Origin of the sequence: Flectobacillus roseus (genome assembly GCF_030056595.1) — a bacterium.
GTDB classification, from domain to species: domain Bacteria; phylum Bacteroidota; class Bacteroidia; order Cytophagales; family Spirosomataceae; genus Flectobacillus; species Flectobacillus roseus.
In genome coordinates this window covers 496,508-515,138 of record NZ_JASHIF010000007.1, presented here as the reverse complement: position 1 = coordinate 515,138, position 18,631 = coordinate 496,508, and the positions used below count along the sequence as shown (strand labels likewise).

Annotated in this window: 18 protein-coding genes; all 18 read right to left on the bottom strand. The window is 35.0% G+C overall.

The window, feature by feature from the left end; genetic code table 11:
• Positions 1–13 precede the first annotated feature (13 nt).
• Entirely contained in the window at positions 14–1,720 is a 1,707-nt protein-coding gene (locus QM524_RS09035; RefSeq protein ID WP_283344307.1) for a hypothetical protein, read from the bottom strand.
• The gene (locus QM524_RS09030) at positions 1,704–4,034 is read right to left on the bottom strand and encodes a hypothetical protein (RefSeq protein WP_283344306.1); all 2,331 of its coding nucleotides are present in this window, start codon (positions 4,032–4,034) and stop codon (positions 1,704–1,706) included. The genes QM524_RS09035 and QM524_RS09030 overlap by 17 nt, the downstream gene beginning before the upstream one ends.
• Positions 4,035–4,063: 29 nt before the next feature.
• Positions 4,064–4,810, bottom strand: a complete 747-nt coding sequence (locus QM524_RS09025; RefSeq protein ID WP_283344305.1) for a hypothetical protein — start codon at positions 4,808–4,810, stop codon at positions 4,064–4,066.
• Positions 4,783–5,961 carry an AAA family ATPase gene (locus tag QM524_RS09020; protein ID WP_283344304.1) on the bottom strand — a complete coding sequence of 393 codons (1,179 nt, stop codon included), beginning with the start codon at positions 5,959–5,961 and terminating at the stop codon, positions 4,783–4,785. The genes QM524_RS09025 and QM524_RS09020 overlap by 28 nt, the downstream gene beginning before the upstream one ends.
• Positions 5,930–6,544 carry a hypothetical protein gene (locus QM524_RS09015; RefSeq protein WP_283344303.1) on the bottom strand — a complete coding sequence of 205 codons (615 nt, stop codon included), beginning with the start codon at positions 6,542–6,544 and terminating at the stop codon, positions 5,930–5,932. The genes QM524_RS09020 and QM524_RS09015 overlap by 32 nt, the downstream gene beginning before the upstream one ends.
• A gap of 275 nt (positions 6,545–6,819) precedes the next feature.
• Entirely contained in the window at positions 6,820–7,422 is a 603-nt protein-coding gene (locus tag QM524_RS09010) for a 3'-5' exonuclease (RefSeq protein ID WP_283344302.1), read from the bottom strand.
• A 117-nt stretch (positions 7,423–7,539) separates the two neighbouring features.
• Positions 7,540–8,133, bottom strand: a complete 594-nt coding sequence (locus QM524_RS09005) for a hypothetical protein (protein ID WP_283344301.1) — start codon at positions 8,131–8,133, stop codon at positions 7,540–7,542.
• Positions 8,134–8,281: 148 nt separating this feature from the next.
• Positions 8,282–9,571 carry an McrC family protein gene (locus tag QM524_RS09000; protein WP_283344300.1) on the bottom strand — a complete coding sequence of 430 codons (1,290 nt, stop codon included), beginning with the start codon at positions 9,569–9,571 and terminating at the stop codon, positions 8,282–8,284.
• Between the two features lie 22 nt (positions 9,572–9,593).
• The gene (locus QM524_RS08995) at positions 9,594–11,414 is read right to left on the bottom strand and encodes an McrB family protein (protein ID WP_283344299.1); all 1,821 of its coding nucleotides are present in this window, start codon (positions 11,412–11,414) and stop codon (positions 9,594–9,596) included.
• A gap of 3 nt (positions 11,415–11,417) precedes the next feature.
• Positions 11,418–12,056, bottom strand: a complete 639-nt coding sequence (locus QM524_RS08990) for a hypothetical protein (RefSeq protein ID WP_283344298.1) — start codon at positions 12,054–12,056, stop codon at positions 11,418–11,420.
• A gap of 325 nt (positions 12,057–12,381) precedes the next feature.
• Positions 12,382–12,570 (bottom strand): hypothetical protein, encoded by a 189-nt coding sequence (locus tag QM524_RS08985; protein WP_283344297.1) that lies wholly within the window; start codon positions 12,568–12,570, stop codon positions 12,382–12,384.
• Positions 12,571–12,973: 403 nt separating this feature from the next.
• On the bottom strand, positions 12,974–14,047 hold the full coding sequence (locus QM524_RS08980; RefSeq protein WP_283344296.1) for a CBASS cGAMP-activated phospholipase: 1,074 nt from the start codon (positions 14,045–14,047) through the stop codon (positions 12,974–12,976).
• A 44-nt stretch (positions 14,048–14,091) separates the two neighbouring features.
• Positions 14,092–14,778, bottom strand: a complete 687-nt coding sequence (locus QM524_RS08975) for a hypothetical protein (RefSeq protein ID WP_283344295.1) — start codon at positions 14,776–14,778, stop codon at positions 14,092–14,094.
• A gap of 13 nt (positions 14,779–14,791) precedes the next feature.
• On the bottom strand, positions 14,792–15,736 hold the full coding sequence (locus tag QM524_RS08970) for a cyclic GMP-AMP synthase DncV-like nucleotidyltransferase (protein WP_283344294.1): 945 nt from the start codon (positions 15,734–15,736) through the stop codon (positions 14,792–14,794).
• Between the two features lie 74 nt (positions 15,737–15,810).
• Complete coding sequence (locus QM524_RS08965) at positions 15,811–16,230, bottom strand: lecithin retinol acyltransferase family protein (protein WP_283344293.1); 420 nt, start codon at positions 16,228–16,230, stop codon at positions 15,811–15,813.
• A gap of 12 nt (positions 16,231–16,242) precedes the next feature.
• Positions 16,243–16,413: a hypothetical protein gene (locus QM524_RS08960; RefSeq protein WP_283344292.1), complete on the bottom strand. Its 171-nt coding sequence runs from the start codon at positions 16,411–16,413 to the stop codon at positions 16,243–16,245.
• Between the two features lie 285 nt (positions 16,414–16,698).
• A complete protein-coding gene (locus QM524_RS08955; protein ID WP_283344291.1) occupies positions 16,699–17,256 on the bottom strand; it encodes a PIN domain-containing protein in 558 nt (185 codons plus the stop codon).
• A gap of 1 nt (position 17,257) precedes the next feature.
• On the bottom strand, positions 17,258–18,301 hold the full coding sequence (locus QM524_RS08950) for a helix-turn-helix domain-containing protein (protein WP_283344290.1): 1,044 nt from the start codon (positions 18,299–18,301) through the stop codon (positions 17,258–17,260).
• Positions 18,302–18,631 lie beyond the last annotated feature (330 nt).

Sequence of the window (18,631 nt, the reverse complement as noted above, 5' to 3'; positions counted from 1 at the left end):
AGAAATTTTACTTTTAAAATCGGGAATTTAATCTGAATCTGATAGTATCTTTTATCAAAAGTGGGTCATTAGGCACAAAAAAAGAAAGGTAGGTGCTTATGCTTGAGTCATTTTTAAGTTGCGTTGAAATAATTTCATAGGCTAATTCTTTGATGTTGGGTTGAAGCTCCAAACGGTTTTTAAAGACATTTTTAAGTAAATCTAAAAAGGAATGATATTGTTTGTTAGTTAATGAAGCGGACACTTGCTGAAGTTTCTGCCAACACAAAGTATCATCAGATATATTACCGAAATATAAACCAAGACAATTAAACGCATCTTGATTTTTTTCCCAACCTTCCCATAAGATTTCTTGAGCTCTATCGAACATGTGCATCTTATTTTTGTAAACCAAAGATGCTTTTATAAATTGACCCGCTGTATGATAATTGTCTGCCACTTTTTGATAGTACAATATCGCTTCATCATGCTTCTCGATTTTAGCATATAGATCTCCTACTTTTTCAAATTGTTCCGTTTTTATATAACATTCTATTGCTTTATGGATAAGGTTCGCATTTTCGTAGCAAATAGCTGCTTGATGATAATTATGAAGGTATTTGATATAGACAGAAGCTGCTTCGTGATATTTTTTTCCCTTCTCCAACGTTTGTGCGGCTGAATAATATTCTTTCAATAATTTTAGGTAAATAAAGGCCGCTTCTGTGTATTTTTCTTCACGGATAAGTTGTTCGGCGGTTCCACGATATTGTCTTCGTAATCTTTCGACGCTACCGTCTGACATACTTGTACTTCCTCCACCATACGAATATGTGTTATTGCCAAATAATGCGAGTGAATCTCGATATTTCGAAAACCCCAATGAGCCATTATTCTCAGAACCTCTATGGGTGCCGTCGTCGATAGGAATGGCATATTTGAGTGCTTCCAAGGGATTTTTTGCCAATAAATCAAACAGTTTATCAAGGTATTTTTGATTACGATTTTCTAATGAATTAAAGTGTTCAAGCATCTTTGTCAACAAAGAATCCTCTTTGATTTTACGCGAAAGCTGTTGCGCATTATCGCTAGCTGAGGTAGCCTTAAAACTGAGCAATATATTCGACGCAATAGAGATAATGATTTTATAGAACAGTAATAACGCTTTTTCGAAGATATTGAGAGGTTTGTCTAACAGAGGTTTTTCTGGTGTTGGTTGTGTTTCTATTCGTGAAATAATTTCATCAGTACTTTCTGAAGGGTTTATAAGTAAGGTTTTAATTCTACTAGGTAATGTCAGGCTATTAGCAGGAGTTATTGGTTTTGTCTCCCACAAATCAGGGGTTTGTACTGTTTCTATCCAATTGATAGGTGTTGAAAGTTCAATAAACCCTAAGTAAGGATGTATCAAAACAGACATACGAGAAAATAAAGAGCAGGCATCCTCTTCTGTGAGTGAAGGGAATACTGTTGACTTTTCTGGGATATATACTTTGCTAAATGCCTGATAGATAATTTGATGCTGACGAATATCTATTGGAAAATGCTGTTCGGGAATAATCACCAAACATCCCCAAAGACTATTGGGGGTAGTATCAGGAATGGGAAAACAGGTGATGTTTTCAAGACTTAATCCTAAGGATTGGAGCTCAAAAAGCCAAGATTTAATAGCACTTCCAGCAATTAACAAACCTGCCTTGAGAGACAGATTTTGTTGATGAGGATTAAGTTGTAGTTCCATGGTTAATGATATCTTGAATAAATGTATCTATATATTTTTTCCTAAAATCCTTTACCTCTAATTCCTTGAGTGGAAGGTTGGGTAAAAAGAAAGTATTGCCACAACAATCCTCTTTGGTACTCATGGCAATAGGTTCTTCCATCACTGTTGGAAAGTAAATAGTTTGATTTTTAGCTGTATTTTCTAGGATACACAGTCCAAATGTATTGGTATGAATTCTAGCGCCATTCGGAAATTCAAAAACGCCATTCTTTAACGCTTGGGCGGTTAGACGGATGCTTGTCGAGAGGCTTGATTGAATAGTCACTATATTATGGTCATCATCAAGAGACAAACTATGTCTATTTAATAAAATTTTATTTTCGTTACTAATACCTACCTCAGTAATGTTTTTAAGAAAGTTGATACTGGACTTTGTCTCTAATTTTTTAGCTTGAATATCTACTTTTTTTGTTGTCTCAAAATCATTTGTTTCTACTGTAGATGTCTCGATTTTTATAGCGCCAGTTTGAGGTGATTCTCCGTTCTCTAACACATAAGTGTACTTCATTTTTTTCTGTATCATATAGAAATGATTACCATCAAAAAAGAGATTTTTCCATTTAAAACTAGCAAGTTCGGTAGAGTCCCAATATCCTGTATTGATATTGTAAATACTTAATTTTTTCTGTGAATGTACAAACGCTAGCAGTATCACCTCATTTGAGTTATTGATTCCTAGTGCATAGGATTCTGCCATTTCCTTACGATCAAGTAATACTTCCCAACCTTTGTTTTCGTCTAGCGCTTTACAAAGGGCATTGGCAACAATAAAATAGGTATTGCCATCTTTAGCCTTGAAGGTGAAACGTGCCAATTGAGGCTGAGGAGGTATCAATATTGGATAGGCATTGCTGTTTCTCTCTCTCTTTTGAGGTGTGGTCTGCTTACTAATGGGTGGTGTTTTTTCCCAAAGTGATTTCAAGGGTAACAAGAGCTCTTGTACTGGCTTAAGACCTTTGTTTTGCTGATAATGAATCTCTATTTTCCCTTCTGGAGTTACATAAATCCAGTAGTTAATCATCGGTGCAACCAATGATAATTCTTTTTGTATCGCTGGATAGGTAGTCGATGCTTTGTTCGAAATATAGAAGATTTCTTGTTGGGACTTCTTGAATGATTGAGTATCGAAAAACTTTTTTATACCATTGCCAGCATGAAGCGAGTAATCGAGAAGGTCAAGTCCTTCGATGATCGACTCAATATTATCAGCTGAAATGGCGGTGTAATCATTGCCAATGACAAAAGATTCTGTCGACATTTTGGCTTTTGGATGCTTGAGCAATGACAGCCAAATAGAGAAAGCAAGTGTTTTGGGCGTTCCCCAATTTTTAATCGAAATATCTATTAAAAATACTCGCTTTTTAGGGTTGTTTTGTGGAGGAAGTTCACGTTGTAAATAAAGCGCTTCGCTATGCGCTAGTCTCGATAAAAGCACTATATCCTCATGGGCAAGTTCTGATAACAGCAGACGTTCAAGGTTGCCTTTATTGCTCAAATCGGTAACCCCACCCAAGGGTTGTTGACTAGGAGTATCTCCTTGAAATGGTATATGCAATCCTGCCCATAAGCTTTTGATTAGTGCGGCGGTATGAAAAGTTTTAGGATTGGATAATAGCTCTTCATGCCAATCTACCATAGGGTTATCGTCTGACGGATCGATTTCTTGCTCAAAATCCTCAAGGTTAATCTCGTGGAGATTGCTTAGTTTGGCTACTATGCTTTCAGCATTAGGGTATTTTTTGAATAGTAGTGCAATGGGACGAACATCTTTTTCAAAGACGCTACTGTTGAATCGTTGTTTTTCTGGAAAATCGATTCGACTTTTACAAAAGTAACTCAAGTTATCAAGTATGCGGGTAGATTTCTTAATCGCAAAATTGTTGTGGCTACCCTCCAAGAGTTGTTGAAAAACCAATATCCGTTGACTACCTCTTTTTAGCGTTTCAGGTAGTTTGGAGACAAGACGTAAAAACTTAATAGCATCACCGACAATATTATTGCCTTGCAACCCATTGTCAAGTTTTAAAAACAGATAATAGAGCTTATCAATGTTTTGTTGACCATTTGCACTTGTTGCGATGAATAACAACAATAGTGTACCCAAGCGGGGAATACCTGTTTTTGACAGTACATTGAGGGTTTCAAGAAGTTGTTTTTCATAGATAATCGTATCACCATGAGGCATAGAAATACAAAGTTGCCCGATAGTGGAGTCAACATCCCATTCCCAAAAATAGTCTTGATATTGAAAATAATACTCTAGCTTATTCATATGATTCAATAGGCAATGTGGTTTAATAGTTAGTGTGATGTAAGGATTTTCTCATAGCTTAGTCTAAAAGAACTTCTCGAAAGTTGCTTGAACTGATAGGCTGAAACTGTAAGTATTTGACCATTGGAGTTGAATACCAGATAGTCTAGTGGATTGCTACCGAGTTTTTGTTCTAGTGTAGGTAACAAAATTGGGAACTCTGGCTGTAGACCATCAGGGAAAAAACATCTTCCTTTTTGCCAAAAACTAAGTCCTTGCATTGGTAGGAGGGGAGTTCCCAATAAAAAAGCCTGTTGACTTCCCAGTATGACCCACTTTAAAACCGATAGCCGTAAAGCTGGAGCGGTTTCTACATAGTCTTTCAGTACCGATAAGTCCACGAGCATAGCTACAGACTCCCGTAGCTGTGTTGCTTGAACCAAATCAAATCTTACTTTTTCGTATAAATAAAAAAAGTTGAAATTAAAACTCGGCAACTCTATACCAATAGCTTTTTTGAGAGGTATCCACTCTAAATCTGGGGTGCTTCTTTCAGGTAATAAGCTTCCTATTTTAAAGAGTTTTCCTTCTTTTTGGACAAAAAGTTGCTTGTGTAGCAAACTCATTACTTCCACAGATTGAGTTTGTATTAATGTCAATCCTCTTAGCCAAATATTATCGCCTTCATAAGCAATACTCACGTTTTCCCAATGTCGGATACTACCCCAAAAACTCTCTTCTTTAGTAGAAGTGCATAGGTAAAAAGCCCCTAACTCTGTGCCAAGATTTTTTGCCATAATGCATCTATGTTTTGTTGGATATATCGACGTTTTTCCTCTGATTGCAACCAGTTATTACGATTTTGTAAAAAGCGTAGCTGATCTTTAATCAGATTTTTCTCCTCCCAATTTTCTGCTGATTGTTCCCAGCGCTCTGTTAATGAAATAATTTCTTGCATAAGTACCTCCGCATCAGGTAAAGCATTTTGAAAAGCTTGAGGATGGCTATTAGGAATAGGTTCATTTCCTATGACTCCCTCAATCATAGCTTGCAGGGTTTCAATTTGTTCTTCGGTATCCCAGATATGGCGCATCACCCAAAGGTCGGAAGTAATAACCTCTTGTCTATCAGCCAATAGAGCAGATGCTGCAATCAAATTTTGGATTTTAACCGCTCGCCTATCTGATACACTAAATCCTGTATTGCGCAAACTATGAATCAAATCGACGTATTGGGCACGAATAGGGCTCAAATCTATGTTTTTACTCATGGCTTGTAAGTCCTTGATCGCATTTGGGGTAATACTAGGAATATCTTGAATAGGATTTTTCTGTTGTTTCCAACCTTGAATCAATACCTGTTCTAATTGATCGGGAGCCACATAGTTGCAGTTTATTCTTATCAAAAATCTATCTAATAATGCATTGAGCGTTTCTTCTTGTGGCAGTTGGTTACTAGCACCAACAAACATCAACGCAGGGAGCAATCTAGTTTCTCGACCTCTTCTAAAGATGCGCTCATTCAAGGCCATGAGGAGGCTGTTAAGAATAGCACTATTAGCGTTGAAGATTTCATCCAAAAATACCAACGATGCTTCTGGCATCATTCCTTCTGTGTTGGTAATGAGTTCACCTTCCTTAAGCTTTCTAATATCAAATGGACCAAAAATTTCACTAGGTTCAGTAAAACGTGTGAGTAGGTATTCAAAATTATTTCCGTCGACAATACATTGTGATAGGGTGCGAACAATAGCACTTTTGGCCGTGCCTGGAGGACCAAGTAAAAAGGCATTTTCGCGAGCTACAAGGCAAATTCCGAGTAAATCTATAATTTCATCTTTTCCTACAAAGGTTTTTTTAAGGTATTCCAAAACTTGGTTTAATTGGTCAATAGCATTCATGTGTAAATGAAGTTGTTTAGCGGGTAAAGTGTTGGTAATGAATCCCATAGTTGGCTCTTAAGAAAGGGTTTAATATAGAATTTTGTATGAGATCTGTTCTTGAGTTTTCGATAACTCTATCAAGATACAATTGTCGAAGACAAGGATCTTGAAGTTCAATTTCGAAAGAAAGATTTTCACTATTGAGTAGAAAAGCTATTCCCGAATAATGCCATTTTTCCAGCAATTGGGTTAATAGTTCTATCAAAGGATCTTCAGGCGTTAAGGACTGGAGTATTTCGATTACACTCGGAAGAAACCGAAGCATTAAGTCAGCTGAAAGTACTGTACTTGGTGTTTTAGGACTAGAGAAGTCGTTCAATAAAGCCTGTATATCCTCAAGGTTTTGTTTTCTGAATAAGACTAATTGACAAGAAATATAGAGTATTTGTGCGCCCCACAAGGCTGCTTTTGCATCAAAAGGGGGATAACCATGCGGATAACATATACATTCCTCTTGATATGTTTTTCTAAGATAGATAATAGCTTGTTGCTTTTCGGCATCCGAAATTTTGGGGAGGTTATTATAAAGGATAGCGCTTTCTTCTTCCCGAATGGTCTGAAGCAAATCCACAAAATAGGTTGAGCTCATGGTCAGGTGTTCAGTTATAGAAAAGCAATATACAAAAATCTAAGAAGTTTTGACGAAGGAAGATAAAAGATTCAAAGTCAGGCGATAATACTAGAGCGAGTAAGTATTAATGCAAAATAACGTTGCATTAATATGCTTTATGCAGTAAGCATTAGGCAAAAAAGATTCTATTACTTCATGAAAATATAATTTAACTTTTGCCTACCGCATAAAGCCTAGAGCTAAAGCGGGTAAAATTATTTTAATTTTACCTGCTTTAAACAATGATATTGGCGTTAAGAATTGGTGGGAAGTTTTGCCTGTTTTGCCAACTCAAAATACTTTTTAAAACACTGAAACGTAATATCGGCATCCTCTAAGGCATTGTGCGTAGTGTCTTTACGGTGGATGCCAAAGTAGTCAGCAACAGACTTGAGGCTATATGACTTGGGTGTTGCCATTTTGTTGTTTTCAAATACCTGAAACATCAATACCGAAATACTCATCAAGTCAACTAATTTGAAAGAAAATGGCCAATCAATATTGAGGTCATCGTAGGTAGCTTTGAGAAAATTAATATCGTTGATAACACTTTGTCCACAAATGACGACATCGTGCAAGCGCTCATGGCTGTCGCGGCGAAGCGTCTTACGAATCCACGCCTCAAAATCCTCTAAGGCATCGTACGAGGAAGGGGCATCTTCTAAATCTTCTAATGAAATTCCGTGGACTTTTTCGGAATAACTCGAAAATGTTTCTTCGTTATCTGGATATACGAGCGTTTCAAATTTGGAAAGTACCTTCCAATCATTATCTGCTAAAAGAGCGCCAATCTGAATGATGTCATGATAGCCAGCTTCTTGGCCAGACATTTCTAAATCGAGTATCAAATAAGGCATACGATTTAATATTAGGTTTGTAAATGATTCAAAAAAAATATTCTACCAATAAGGCAAACTACAAATTTAAGAGAACCATCTAAAGACCAAGCAAAAGACGCCAAAAAGTATATCAAATCAGCGTAAAGAGAGGGATTGAGGATCAAAATAGAAGTTAGACTCTTGAAAATTATATTTCTGATAATGTTTCAAAAATGACCTCGATACAAATGTCTGATGCAAAGCCTTGAGCGGAATCACATATAATTCGTCGGGCTCATAAGGAGAATACCCAACGCCAATAACCACAAAAACGGGGATACGAAAACGCTGCGCATAATGCCTATAATTGTCGAGCTGATAGGGCTTACACCATTCAATACCATCGCGATAATAGTCGCTACGGTATTTGCACTCAACCGCAAAAGTCTGGGTAGCATCACGAAAGTTAAATTCTAAGGTAAGGTCGGGATAGGTGGTAGTTTCTGCATATTGCCCATTCACAAACTTATCGCCACGCCATTCTTTTACCTTAAAAAGGTTTCTTGAAAATTTTTGAACTACGTATTTCTCAAAGGCTTCTCCTTTCTCATGTTCAGGCGAATAGTCGATAGTAGAGGAGTAATCGGTTTCATAATCATCGTAGTGCTTGGTATTATTGGTAGAATTTTCATTTTTTAAAAACACAAAAACAATCGCCCCAAGAATCAAAAATAAAATTCCTACAGTCATAAATAAGATGGTGGTATTGGTAATGAAAAAGACATTGTTGTCCTAGAATGCTAAATAGAAACGGACTTTCCTTTGTTTCTATTTAGCAAAATTAAAATGTATTTTGATATGTTTAGGGATTTTGTGGAAAGATTAAAATATACTGACTTTAGTCTACACTCAAAATATTCGCTAGTTGAGCATTAATTTGAGCATCATCCACACAAATATCCACATCCACGGCTTTGATTTGAATTTTTCGAGGTGGACAGGCTAATGTATCTTCAATGGTAAAGGTATCGATTGAGCTATTCTGATTCCATGCTTTGGGGTAGAGCAAAACTACGTTCTCAACATTACTACGAATGGAATAAGCAACCATTTGATACAAATCATTTTGAGACACACCTCGCTTTACATCCTGCTTTTGACGGATTTTGTACTTAGTGTCCACAATTACTTTGGGGAAAGATAAAACTATATCTTGCTTGGTAGCAAACACTTGCTGAGATAGCTCATTGCTCGCCAAGAATCCCATTTTCTGAGAAATAGGGTTACGAAATGGAAAATTCTTTTTAATAAATCCACTCAGAAAATCCTCATAAATTACCTCCATCGGAAGTAATAACGCCATCGTATGTTGGTCGTTTGAATGATGGATACTACTTGATTCCAAAAACATTTTTGCCATAGAGAGTACTAGTCCTAAATCCTGAAAAAGGGGATTGAGCGCTACTCTGTCGCAATCTTGTGCCCGACATTCGGTATCCGTGACATCATCAAGGATAAACAGTAGTTCATGAAGCGTATGTTGATTGTTGGTATTTTGTGTAATCGAAAGTAACAGCTTAACTACATATTTGACAATACGATTAAACAAATTATCATACAGGAATGGCTCATGTCTGCTCTGAAAATACTGGTGTCGACCAGTGGACAAATTAGATTGAATATATTCCGAAATAGCTAAACCTCCTCTTAGAAAACTTGTTTCCTCCACTACTTCCTGATAGGTATGATAGGGCTGAGTACTTAAAACCTCACGTGCGTGTTGCGCAAATAAATAGATATAAGCTTCCAGCCAATCATCAAATGGCTGTTGTTCTAACGAAATTTCTGAAAAAGGAAATTGTAGGCGATTACTATACGATAACCAATATAAAACCTTCGGAATTATCTCCTCTTTGTGAGGTTGCTGAGCAACAATTTTAGGGTAAATATTGATTCGAAGATCTTGATACTGGATAAAGCCTATATAGTTTTTAGCACGCAATTGATTACCATCAAAATGAAAAATCCTTTCATACTCTTTTGCGCCGCTGGTATCATCTTCTACATTTTCGAAGGATTGGTATTTTAGGCGATTTTTCCAAACCTCACTCAAATAGTTCTTTAAGCCCCCAACGTAGTTATCAGGAATGCAAAAGGTATTGCCAAATTCAAATGTATCTATTCTCATAAAAGTAGTAAAGACTTTGAATTTATGAAGCTACAATCTTAATTTGGAACATGTTTTCTTCAATCCGTAAAGGTAAACCAGATACACTTAAGGCATCCTCAAGCAACTGTTTTACATCGTTTTGAGTAGTTCGGGCATTGTAAAAATACTCCATAAGCAATGGAATAACCTTTTGATTCATTGCTTTAACAAAATCAAAACTACGATCTTGAGGAGGCATAAAGTAGGCATGTCCAATACAAAAATCTATCCCCTTTTTATCTTTGATACGCTGATTTAAGCTATTGAAAAATAATTGATATTCATCCTTAACCTTTGATGCATCGGGGTATAAAGGAATAAATTCAAAGCGTCGGCGGAGAGCAATATCTAGCAAAGCAATAGATTTATCCGCGGTATTCATGGTGCCGATTATGTATAGATTTTTAGGTACAGTAAATTTGGTAAAACCATCAGGAAGCAAAACCTCTGTTTCAAAATCATTCCCCCAACGTTTATCTTCTTCCAATAACGTAATAAGCTCTCCAAAAACCCTTGAAATATTGGCACGATTGATTTCGTCGATGATTAAGACGTAGTTTTTGAGCGGTTGAGCAGGAACTGTCCTTGTTAATCCAGTTGCAATTTCTCTTAGTTTTTCAACTAAGGGATTGTAGTATGTAGATAAACCTGTCAAATACTCTCGTTTATTGAGATATATCTCTTCTATAGTTTGAATACTCAGCGTATGTTCTGAAGTTCCGTTTTGTTTTTTAAACTCTATATTTTTGGGGTTAACTTTAGTAATGGAGAAACTACCACCACGCTTTAAACCTACCTCAACAGGTCTATCGTTCTGTATAAGGTCTGTAATAAAGGTATCAAATACCTCCTGAAAGGTAGGTGTTTCTTGATAATCTACTAGAGTGGCTTGTTGAAGATTCTTCAATGCCCTTTGGCATACCTCAAAGAAAATTCCTTTATGTTCTCTAAAGCCAAGGGTGTCGTCATTGAGGGCAGGTTTGATGCCTGCGATAAAGTCCTCATAGCTATAATTTTGGTGAAAGGTAATAAACTCCACCTGACGGTCGTGATTTTTTGCCAATTCTTGTTTGTACCAAGCTCTAGCTAGTGTGTAGTCAATGTCCTCATCCAATGGCAGTTGATGCACAATTTTATAAGACAAAGCCACCGTCTGATATGTTTTACCAGTCCCAGGAGGTCCATAGAGGATTTGGTTGAGAGGGTAGTGGGGCATATTCTGAGGCGCTTGATTTATGATTCTTTCCGTAGTTACTGATGAATTGAATGGTATGGATACACTGTTTTGAATATTTCTAATGGTACTTGTATGTTCATTAAACCATTCTTGATTGATAAAGAAGTCATTTTCACGCCCCTGTTCTCTGATAAATTGATCAATAGTAGGTTTTTGGTTTTCAAGGAAGCTTGATAGCCAAGTTTGCCAATCTCTGGGATTCTCGAAATGTAATTGATATTTGTTTTCTCGTTCCTGATGAAGCGTTGAGTTTTGTTGAAGACGCTCAACCAATTGATTATAAAAAGGTATATCAGTTATTTGTGAAACATCCCTATAGGTAATCAGAAGATAGGCTTTTTGTATTAAAGAATGACGTAACTGAATAAAAATACCAATCGTACGAGTTTTATTGACGCTATCATTAGGGCTATAAAGTCCGATGAATAGATAATCATCATTTCCATTAAACCAGTAACCATCCTGATAACCTCTCCCATTGGCAATGGATCGTGTACGAGGAGCAAACTTAAAGGTTGGATTCGCCTGATGATATTCCATCAAGAAGTCATAAATTTCTTTGTGTAGCTGTGCTATTGGACTCATGGTTTACTTCAAGGTATTATGTTGTGAATCGTAGAAAAAGTTAGTTTCTTGAAAATTATGTTTTTGATAGCTTTGTAAAAAACTCTTCGACACAAAGGTTTCTTTCAATGCTTTCAGTGGAATGCAATACAAATCTGCTGGAGCGTGTGCTGAGTTGCCAATGCCAATGACTATAAAAACAGGCATTTTGTTTTCTTGGGCAAATTTTTGATAGTTTTTAAGCTGATGCTCTTTACACCATTCTACACCCTCCTTAAAATAATCGCTACGGTATTTACATTCTACTGCAAATAGTTCTTTTTGCTCTCTTAGCTTAAACTCCATCGTCAAGTCAGGGTAGGAGGCGCTTTCTGCATAATGTCCTTTTACAAACTTGTCGCTACGCCACTCCTTTACAGAAAAATAGGTTTTAGAGAATTTCTGCACAACAAATTTTTCAAAGGCTTCTCCTTTTTCTTTTTCAGAGTCATCATTTTTGGGAGCATCCATTATTTCAGGAGTCGTTGTAGGAGCGGCACTAATTGGAGTATTGGGTTCTGGTTGATTTGACTTTTTGATATAAATAATCCCAACACTAATAGATATAAAGCCTAGTACTAATAGAATAATTCCAAGGGTCATTTTTTGAGAATTAGATTGCATGGTGTGAAAATTATTTTGTGTAAACGCAAAACTACTAACATTTGGTAAAAATTTGGACTCGAATGAATAATAGCTTGAGAACTAATTTATAAACCTTAAAAAGGTTGAAGTTATGAATATTTTATAGAAGAAAGGACTTTGGGGTTAGCATTAAACACAAAAAAAGCTCAGAAATTTCTTTCTGAGCTTTTGCGGTCTGGACGGGATTGTACAAACCTTCTGATTAACAGGGTATTAAATCCCATTTGTATTTTGGGTAGCATACGGGGTATCAAAGTTTGAGTAAAAAGCGCCCCGATATAGTATAAACGGCGTTCTATTTGAATCACTCTTTGGGCTTTTTCTTCACCGTTTCTTGACTAGCCATTCGTGCTGCTTTAAAGGCTAAAAACTCTTCTCTATCAAATAGCTTGTCACCAAGTCCACAGGCTTTCGCTGCTTCAGCTGAGTTAATGTAAAGGTCGCTTTTGTTTAGAAGGTCAAAATCTATAAGTGGGCGTTTTTTTCTAGGCATTGTAGTAGTATGGTTTGATTGAAGGGAGCAACAGAATGTCAAGTTTTTGGTGCAGAAAACTTGACATTCTGTTGCACTTTGTAAGGTTTATTTTAGTATAAATGCCTTTAGTACCTGTAATATATTTGTCTAAATGAAATGTTGACTCCATAGTGTCTTTCAAGGAATAAAATGCTTTACAAAAGTAAAATAGGCTTTTCGTTATTTTATTTTAAGCAAGGAAAGTAAAATAAGGTTTCCCATGTTTTACTTTCCTTGCTTAAAATATCCTTTATTTCACTTTTCTGAATCACTACTCCACCACTACTTGTTCGAAAATGTCAATATATACTTCATCTCTTTCATAGGCATAATATTTATTAGTAGTATCATGGTTTAATTGATTAAAGCAGAGCTTAGAGTGTCAGATATTATTGAATGGCTGATATGGAGTTATTTTTGTTTCAAAAAAATGATTGATAAGTTCCTTATTTGCATTTTCGAATAAACTACGCCCTTTGCTATTCATTAACTTAATTTTATCAGAGGTTGTGTCATCTAAAGCTATTTTATCTGTATGATTAAATTTATCTTGAAAGCGGTGATAAACAAACCGTTCTGTATTATCGTGGTGAACACCTTGTGATAAAACTTTCATAATATTTTCAGTAATTGAAGATTGACTCTGCATCATTACTTCGATAAGAGGAACACCTTTAAAAGGGTCAATCCAACTTCTTGCGCCGCTCGAAAATGCTTTTCTCTGTTTGGGATATGTAATAGTAGTTGAGCCTGTACCTATCGATAGAATTTTTATTTGGTTAAATGAGTACCCTAATGCTAATGCTTCTGTTAAACCGATTAATGATGGATTATTTGCAAATATTCCACCGTCGACCATGTTCATGAAATTAACCTTTTCAGTTGACTTTTTTTGTTGATAGTTTATTTCATAGGGAGTAAAATAAGTTGGGGCAGCACTAGTAGCCAATGCTACTTGATATGCAGGAATGTGGTAATCTCTCGTATAATCTTTATGGTGGGAGGTTTTAAAAACAACAGTGTTTCCAGTGGAAGCATTAAAGGCAGGTATACACAGCCTTGTTTTAGAATGTCCTAAACGAGTATCTCCATCCTCCGAATAAATTGAGAATGAATTTTTAAGAATTGTATTAAGATTTTTTCTTGTGTGCTTCGGAAAGAAGAACTGTTTAATTAATCTTAAAAAGCCTGTTTTAGGAGAGCCAAAAATTTTTATTGCATTCTCTTCATAGAGCTTATGTATGTCCTTTGCTGTCATTCCTAACCCTAAACCAATAGCTATTATTCCTCCAGTTGATGTTCCACAAATTAAATCGAAGTATTCGTTTAATTTTGTTTCTTCACCTTTTTGTTTACTAATATGATCTTCGAGTTTGCTGAGGAATTTAGATGGTATTATTCCACGGATTCCCCCTCCATCTATACATAAAATTTTAAATTCATCTTTCATTTGCATAAATTTATATTTTGACCTAACAACTATTTGTGAGTTTTATGAAGTTAATAACGTTGTCGAATTCTTGTTGCCAACAACGGATTTTCTTCAAAAAATAAATCTGAAAAAATCAATCTACTGATTAAAACCTCCAGATTATTTCTTCCGATACTACTGATTTTTTGATAGGCATCTCGGTGACATTTTCTATACTTCATGTCACTGCCACAATAGCAATTTGAAACTCTGTTGGGTTCTGGTTGTGTGAGAATATGATGTATGTTTTTAATAATATTGGTTATACTTTTAGTTTTGAAAACTTCTTGATAGAATTCAATCTCCCCAATAAGACCATGTGATCTTTCATTAAGAAAATACCCATTTAATCTTCTAAATGTTTGATTGAATAAATAGGGTTTAATTTCAAATTCAATGAATTCATTTAATTTAATTCCTTTACAACATGTTATTTTCTCTTCTGGAATAGTTTTTATACAGAAATGCCCATCTGTATGCACATGCCAGTCTATATTGTTGGGAATTTTATTACCTATTTCATACACCAATGGAAATTCAAATGGATAATTAGCAGTAGGTATAATTTCAAGATTGTAAGTATCTTGATGGATACCGTTTAAATCAAATAAGTCAAGCTCTCCAAATATCTTTACTAAATTATTCTCCCTAACTACATTAAGCTTAGGGTAATTAGGAAGAATACTTAATGCTTCGTCATAGAAAGATTCAATCATTAGTCTTCGAATATTATTTAGCCCAAGGATTTGAACCATTAGCCCCAGTGATAATGCCAGCAAATTGTTTCATATCCTCGTTTTTATTTTCACCCTCTGGAAACCTATCTCCTAGATGTTTTCTCCAAAGCTTACTTGCTTTGAGTTGATTTGTTTCTTTTACAGCTTCTTCAGCATCGCTAACAAAAATTGAAAGACAACTCAAAAAGTTATTTTTTCTTTTTTCATCGTAGTTCTCAAACAGGTTGTCAAAGGGAGTTACAGGAACTTCACATGCAAATTCCTTATCTAATTCTTTTTGAATTTCCTTAAGAATATCTTTCAATGTAATATCATCACGCTCAGAGTTATATGAAATTTTTTTCATGGCATTTGATGCAAGAATAGTCATAGCTAATCCATTTGGCATTTTATTCCTTTTCTCATCACACCAGCCCTTTAAATATTTTACAATTCTAACTAAAACGCCATCATTATCTTTTTGTTCGTTAAACCAATTAACTATAGCCTTAGAATCACTATCCTGCCATCCTGTGTTTTTAATTGCCAACTGATATTCTTTGTCGTCTATTTTATAATAAACAGGTATGTCTATTTCGTAGTCATTAGCAAATATATTTCTAATACACTTACTCCTATGTTCAGGATTTTCAGAGGTATATCCATCAACTGCGTTTTTAATCCAAGTTTGTAGAGTAGTCGCACTTACATCTGGACTTCTGAAAAAATAAACACCATCGTCTAGATCACAAATATCATCTTTTGTACGAATACTGGTTTTCATTTTATATGAACCTTGAATGTAGAACTTAGGATGATAGTCTGGATGATTTTCTTTAAAATATGCCCTTATTCTTTGTCTAAGCCCATTTTTCGATTTCTTCATTCTCTCAGTTTTTGAGCTAGTTAGCGAAATTTGAGAATGATATTTACTAAAAAGTATATTGCAATTTGCCATGTCTCTATTTAATGGTTAAATTTTAAAGGCTCTACTAAGAAATTCTCACTTAGTAGAGCTATAATAATATCTTATTAACGCTTACTTATTAATGTACTCGCAACTCCTACTATTAGGAAAGCACTAATGCCTAGTCCCCATGATACCTGCTTACTTCTTCGATGGCCTATTGTGACTTCATTCGCAAAATGCTCACAGTTATAATCTAAAAGATTATATTTCTGACCTACTTTTTGTTCCGCAAGCCTGACAGCTCTCATACGCTGTTCCCAGTTGGTATTAGTCCGATCAACTTGGATAGCTTCTGCATTACTGAAAAAATCATCAGCTGTAACAATCTGAACTCCATTATTAACATTATTTTCAGCAAACCTATGAATACCCTGTTCATTAGCACCTAGATATACTGCATAATGCCTAATAAATGGCACACCTCTTTTCAATCGAGAAACCTTGTCTCCCAATTGAATACCATAATGATTAATTAAAAACATGATTGAAGTGAATTAGTCTTCCTGACGAACACCCTTGAATTTTCCTCCAGTGGTTTTGACATCAATAAATTGACCTGTATTTGAATCTCGTTTGACATATAGTTTTGTCTTAGGATTCAGAATTTGAGAACGTTGACGGATAGCACCTTGTCTTCCGCCACCCCTATTACCGTTTGTTGCCATAGATATTAAATGGTTTTAGTTGATAAAAAATAATACAAATTCGGATAGGGTACAGGAAACGCCTTCGTGAAGAATTTAGCAGAAAAGATTTAGTGCAATGATACTATTTGATACTATAATAACATTTTCTAACTTTGTAGCGTTATTTCAACACAAAACGATTCCTTAATGGGAAAATAAATCCCATCAAGTGTACTTTATCGTTATTTTCTTAGCAAATGCTCTCTACAATGTTTGGCGACAGGGAGAGCATTTTCTATTTATTCATATTGTTGTTTTGTAAGCTTATTTACGTGATTTCATATCCCATTCGTTCAGGATTTTCTGACATTCATCAACAGGAAGCCATTGATTTAGACTCATCAATTCGGATAGTGCATCAATAGCCTCTTTTGTTTGAATAATTTTATAATCTTCTAGTTGTATCAGTACCCAAAGTATTCCGTGTACTTCAAATCCCTGCCTTATAGCTTCTTTCCTCAATTTATTATCTCCAGTTAGTATCATACAGTCTATTATTTCCTTAGCATAAAAGTAAATAGATAGGTCTTGTTTAGATAATTTACGTGACTGTAGAGTTAATTTGGAAAGTCCAGTAATCTCATCAAGAGTAAGCTCTCTTATATATAAGATTTTTTGCTTGATGTAGGGTAATATTAACTCAAATTGACTTTTTTCTAGTTCTTCAATAATTAGCTGAGTTGTATGAAACTCAATAGGTAATTGAAAGAATTGAGTAATTAAATTTATGTCACACAAGTCAATAAATAAATTAGCATCATTTATTGCTATCTTTTTTAAAGGTGTCTTTGATCCAGACACTTCTGGTGCATCTGAAATCATACTAAAGTCCAGCTAATTTTCTTCTTAACGTTGTGAGTGATATATTCGCAATACTAGCTGCCTTACTTAATGATACAATTTCTTCCACTGCGGCTCTATATAGTAATTGGTTGAAACGAATTGGCGTTTCATCTCCTCGAAACTCTCCTGGCTCGTTTTTCCCTCCTTGTTTTGATTTACTCAACCATATTACAATAGATTTGTAGGTTGTCTCATTAATAATTGCGAGGTGTTTCAATCGTATTAACATAGCCTGAATTGAAATACCATAGTATTCTTTCAATTGTATTAATTCAACTAATGCGATTTTATGCCGTTTGGCAGAAAAAGATTCAATAACGCTTTTTTTAGGAAATAATAACGCACCAGCAAAATAATGGCAGGCTTTTTCTATGTCAATTTCTTCACTAAATTTTAGAAGAATATGGCCTAACTCATGCAAGGCAGTAAATCTTTTTCTGACACTATTATCATTCTGATTTAGCACAATAATAATTTGTTCATCAACTTTTGCACAAAAACCTTGAAACCCATCTGTAGTAGGGATTTCTACAATTTTAATTCCTTTTTCTTCGAGCATTTCAAGTACACTAGGAATAGGTTTAGTTCCCAATTCCCATTTTTCTCTCAAAGTATCAGCTGCTTTCTCTATATCGCTATTATTAGTAATGAGAAATTCGCCAAGAGGGTTTGAAAAATGTAGAAAAGAGTTAGTTATGCTTTCCAATTCAAAATATCGCTCTAAGATATCCTTTGATTTTTCTTGAATTGATATTTCTTCTGTCTTAGATAATTTGACTTTTTTTCGGTATTCAATTTTACCAAACGATACTTTATGTTCTCTGAAAAAAAAATTGATATCAACACCTAATGCTTTAGCAATAGCCAACAAAGTTGAAGGCTCAGGGTTAGTTTTGCCTTGTTCAAATTGATGAATTGCTTGTCGACTTATAGGATGAACAAGAGATACCTTGTCAGCAAGTTCTTGTAAAGATATACCTGCCATCTTTCTTGCAACAAGTAACCTTTCTGAAATGCCTTTCATAGAGCTTAAAATTAAATTTGGATTTGCTTGTTTGGTTACTTTACAAAAGTAGTTTTTTTTATTTGAAATGTCAAGTGTTATATGATTTGAAATGTCAATATTTCTTCGCAACTATATAATCACAAATATCTAATTGTTAAGGAGTAAAGTATGTGTATATAGATATCTTATTATTGTATTAATAATGTTATTATAATCAAGCATTAGATAATTAACCCCTGATTCTAGCTCTGTTGTAACTTTCAAAGAATTTCAAAATCTATTAAACTCTAATGCTGTTTTTTATTTATTGCAGGATAAAATCGTACAGTAGATACAAACACCTCAAAT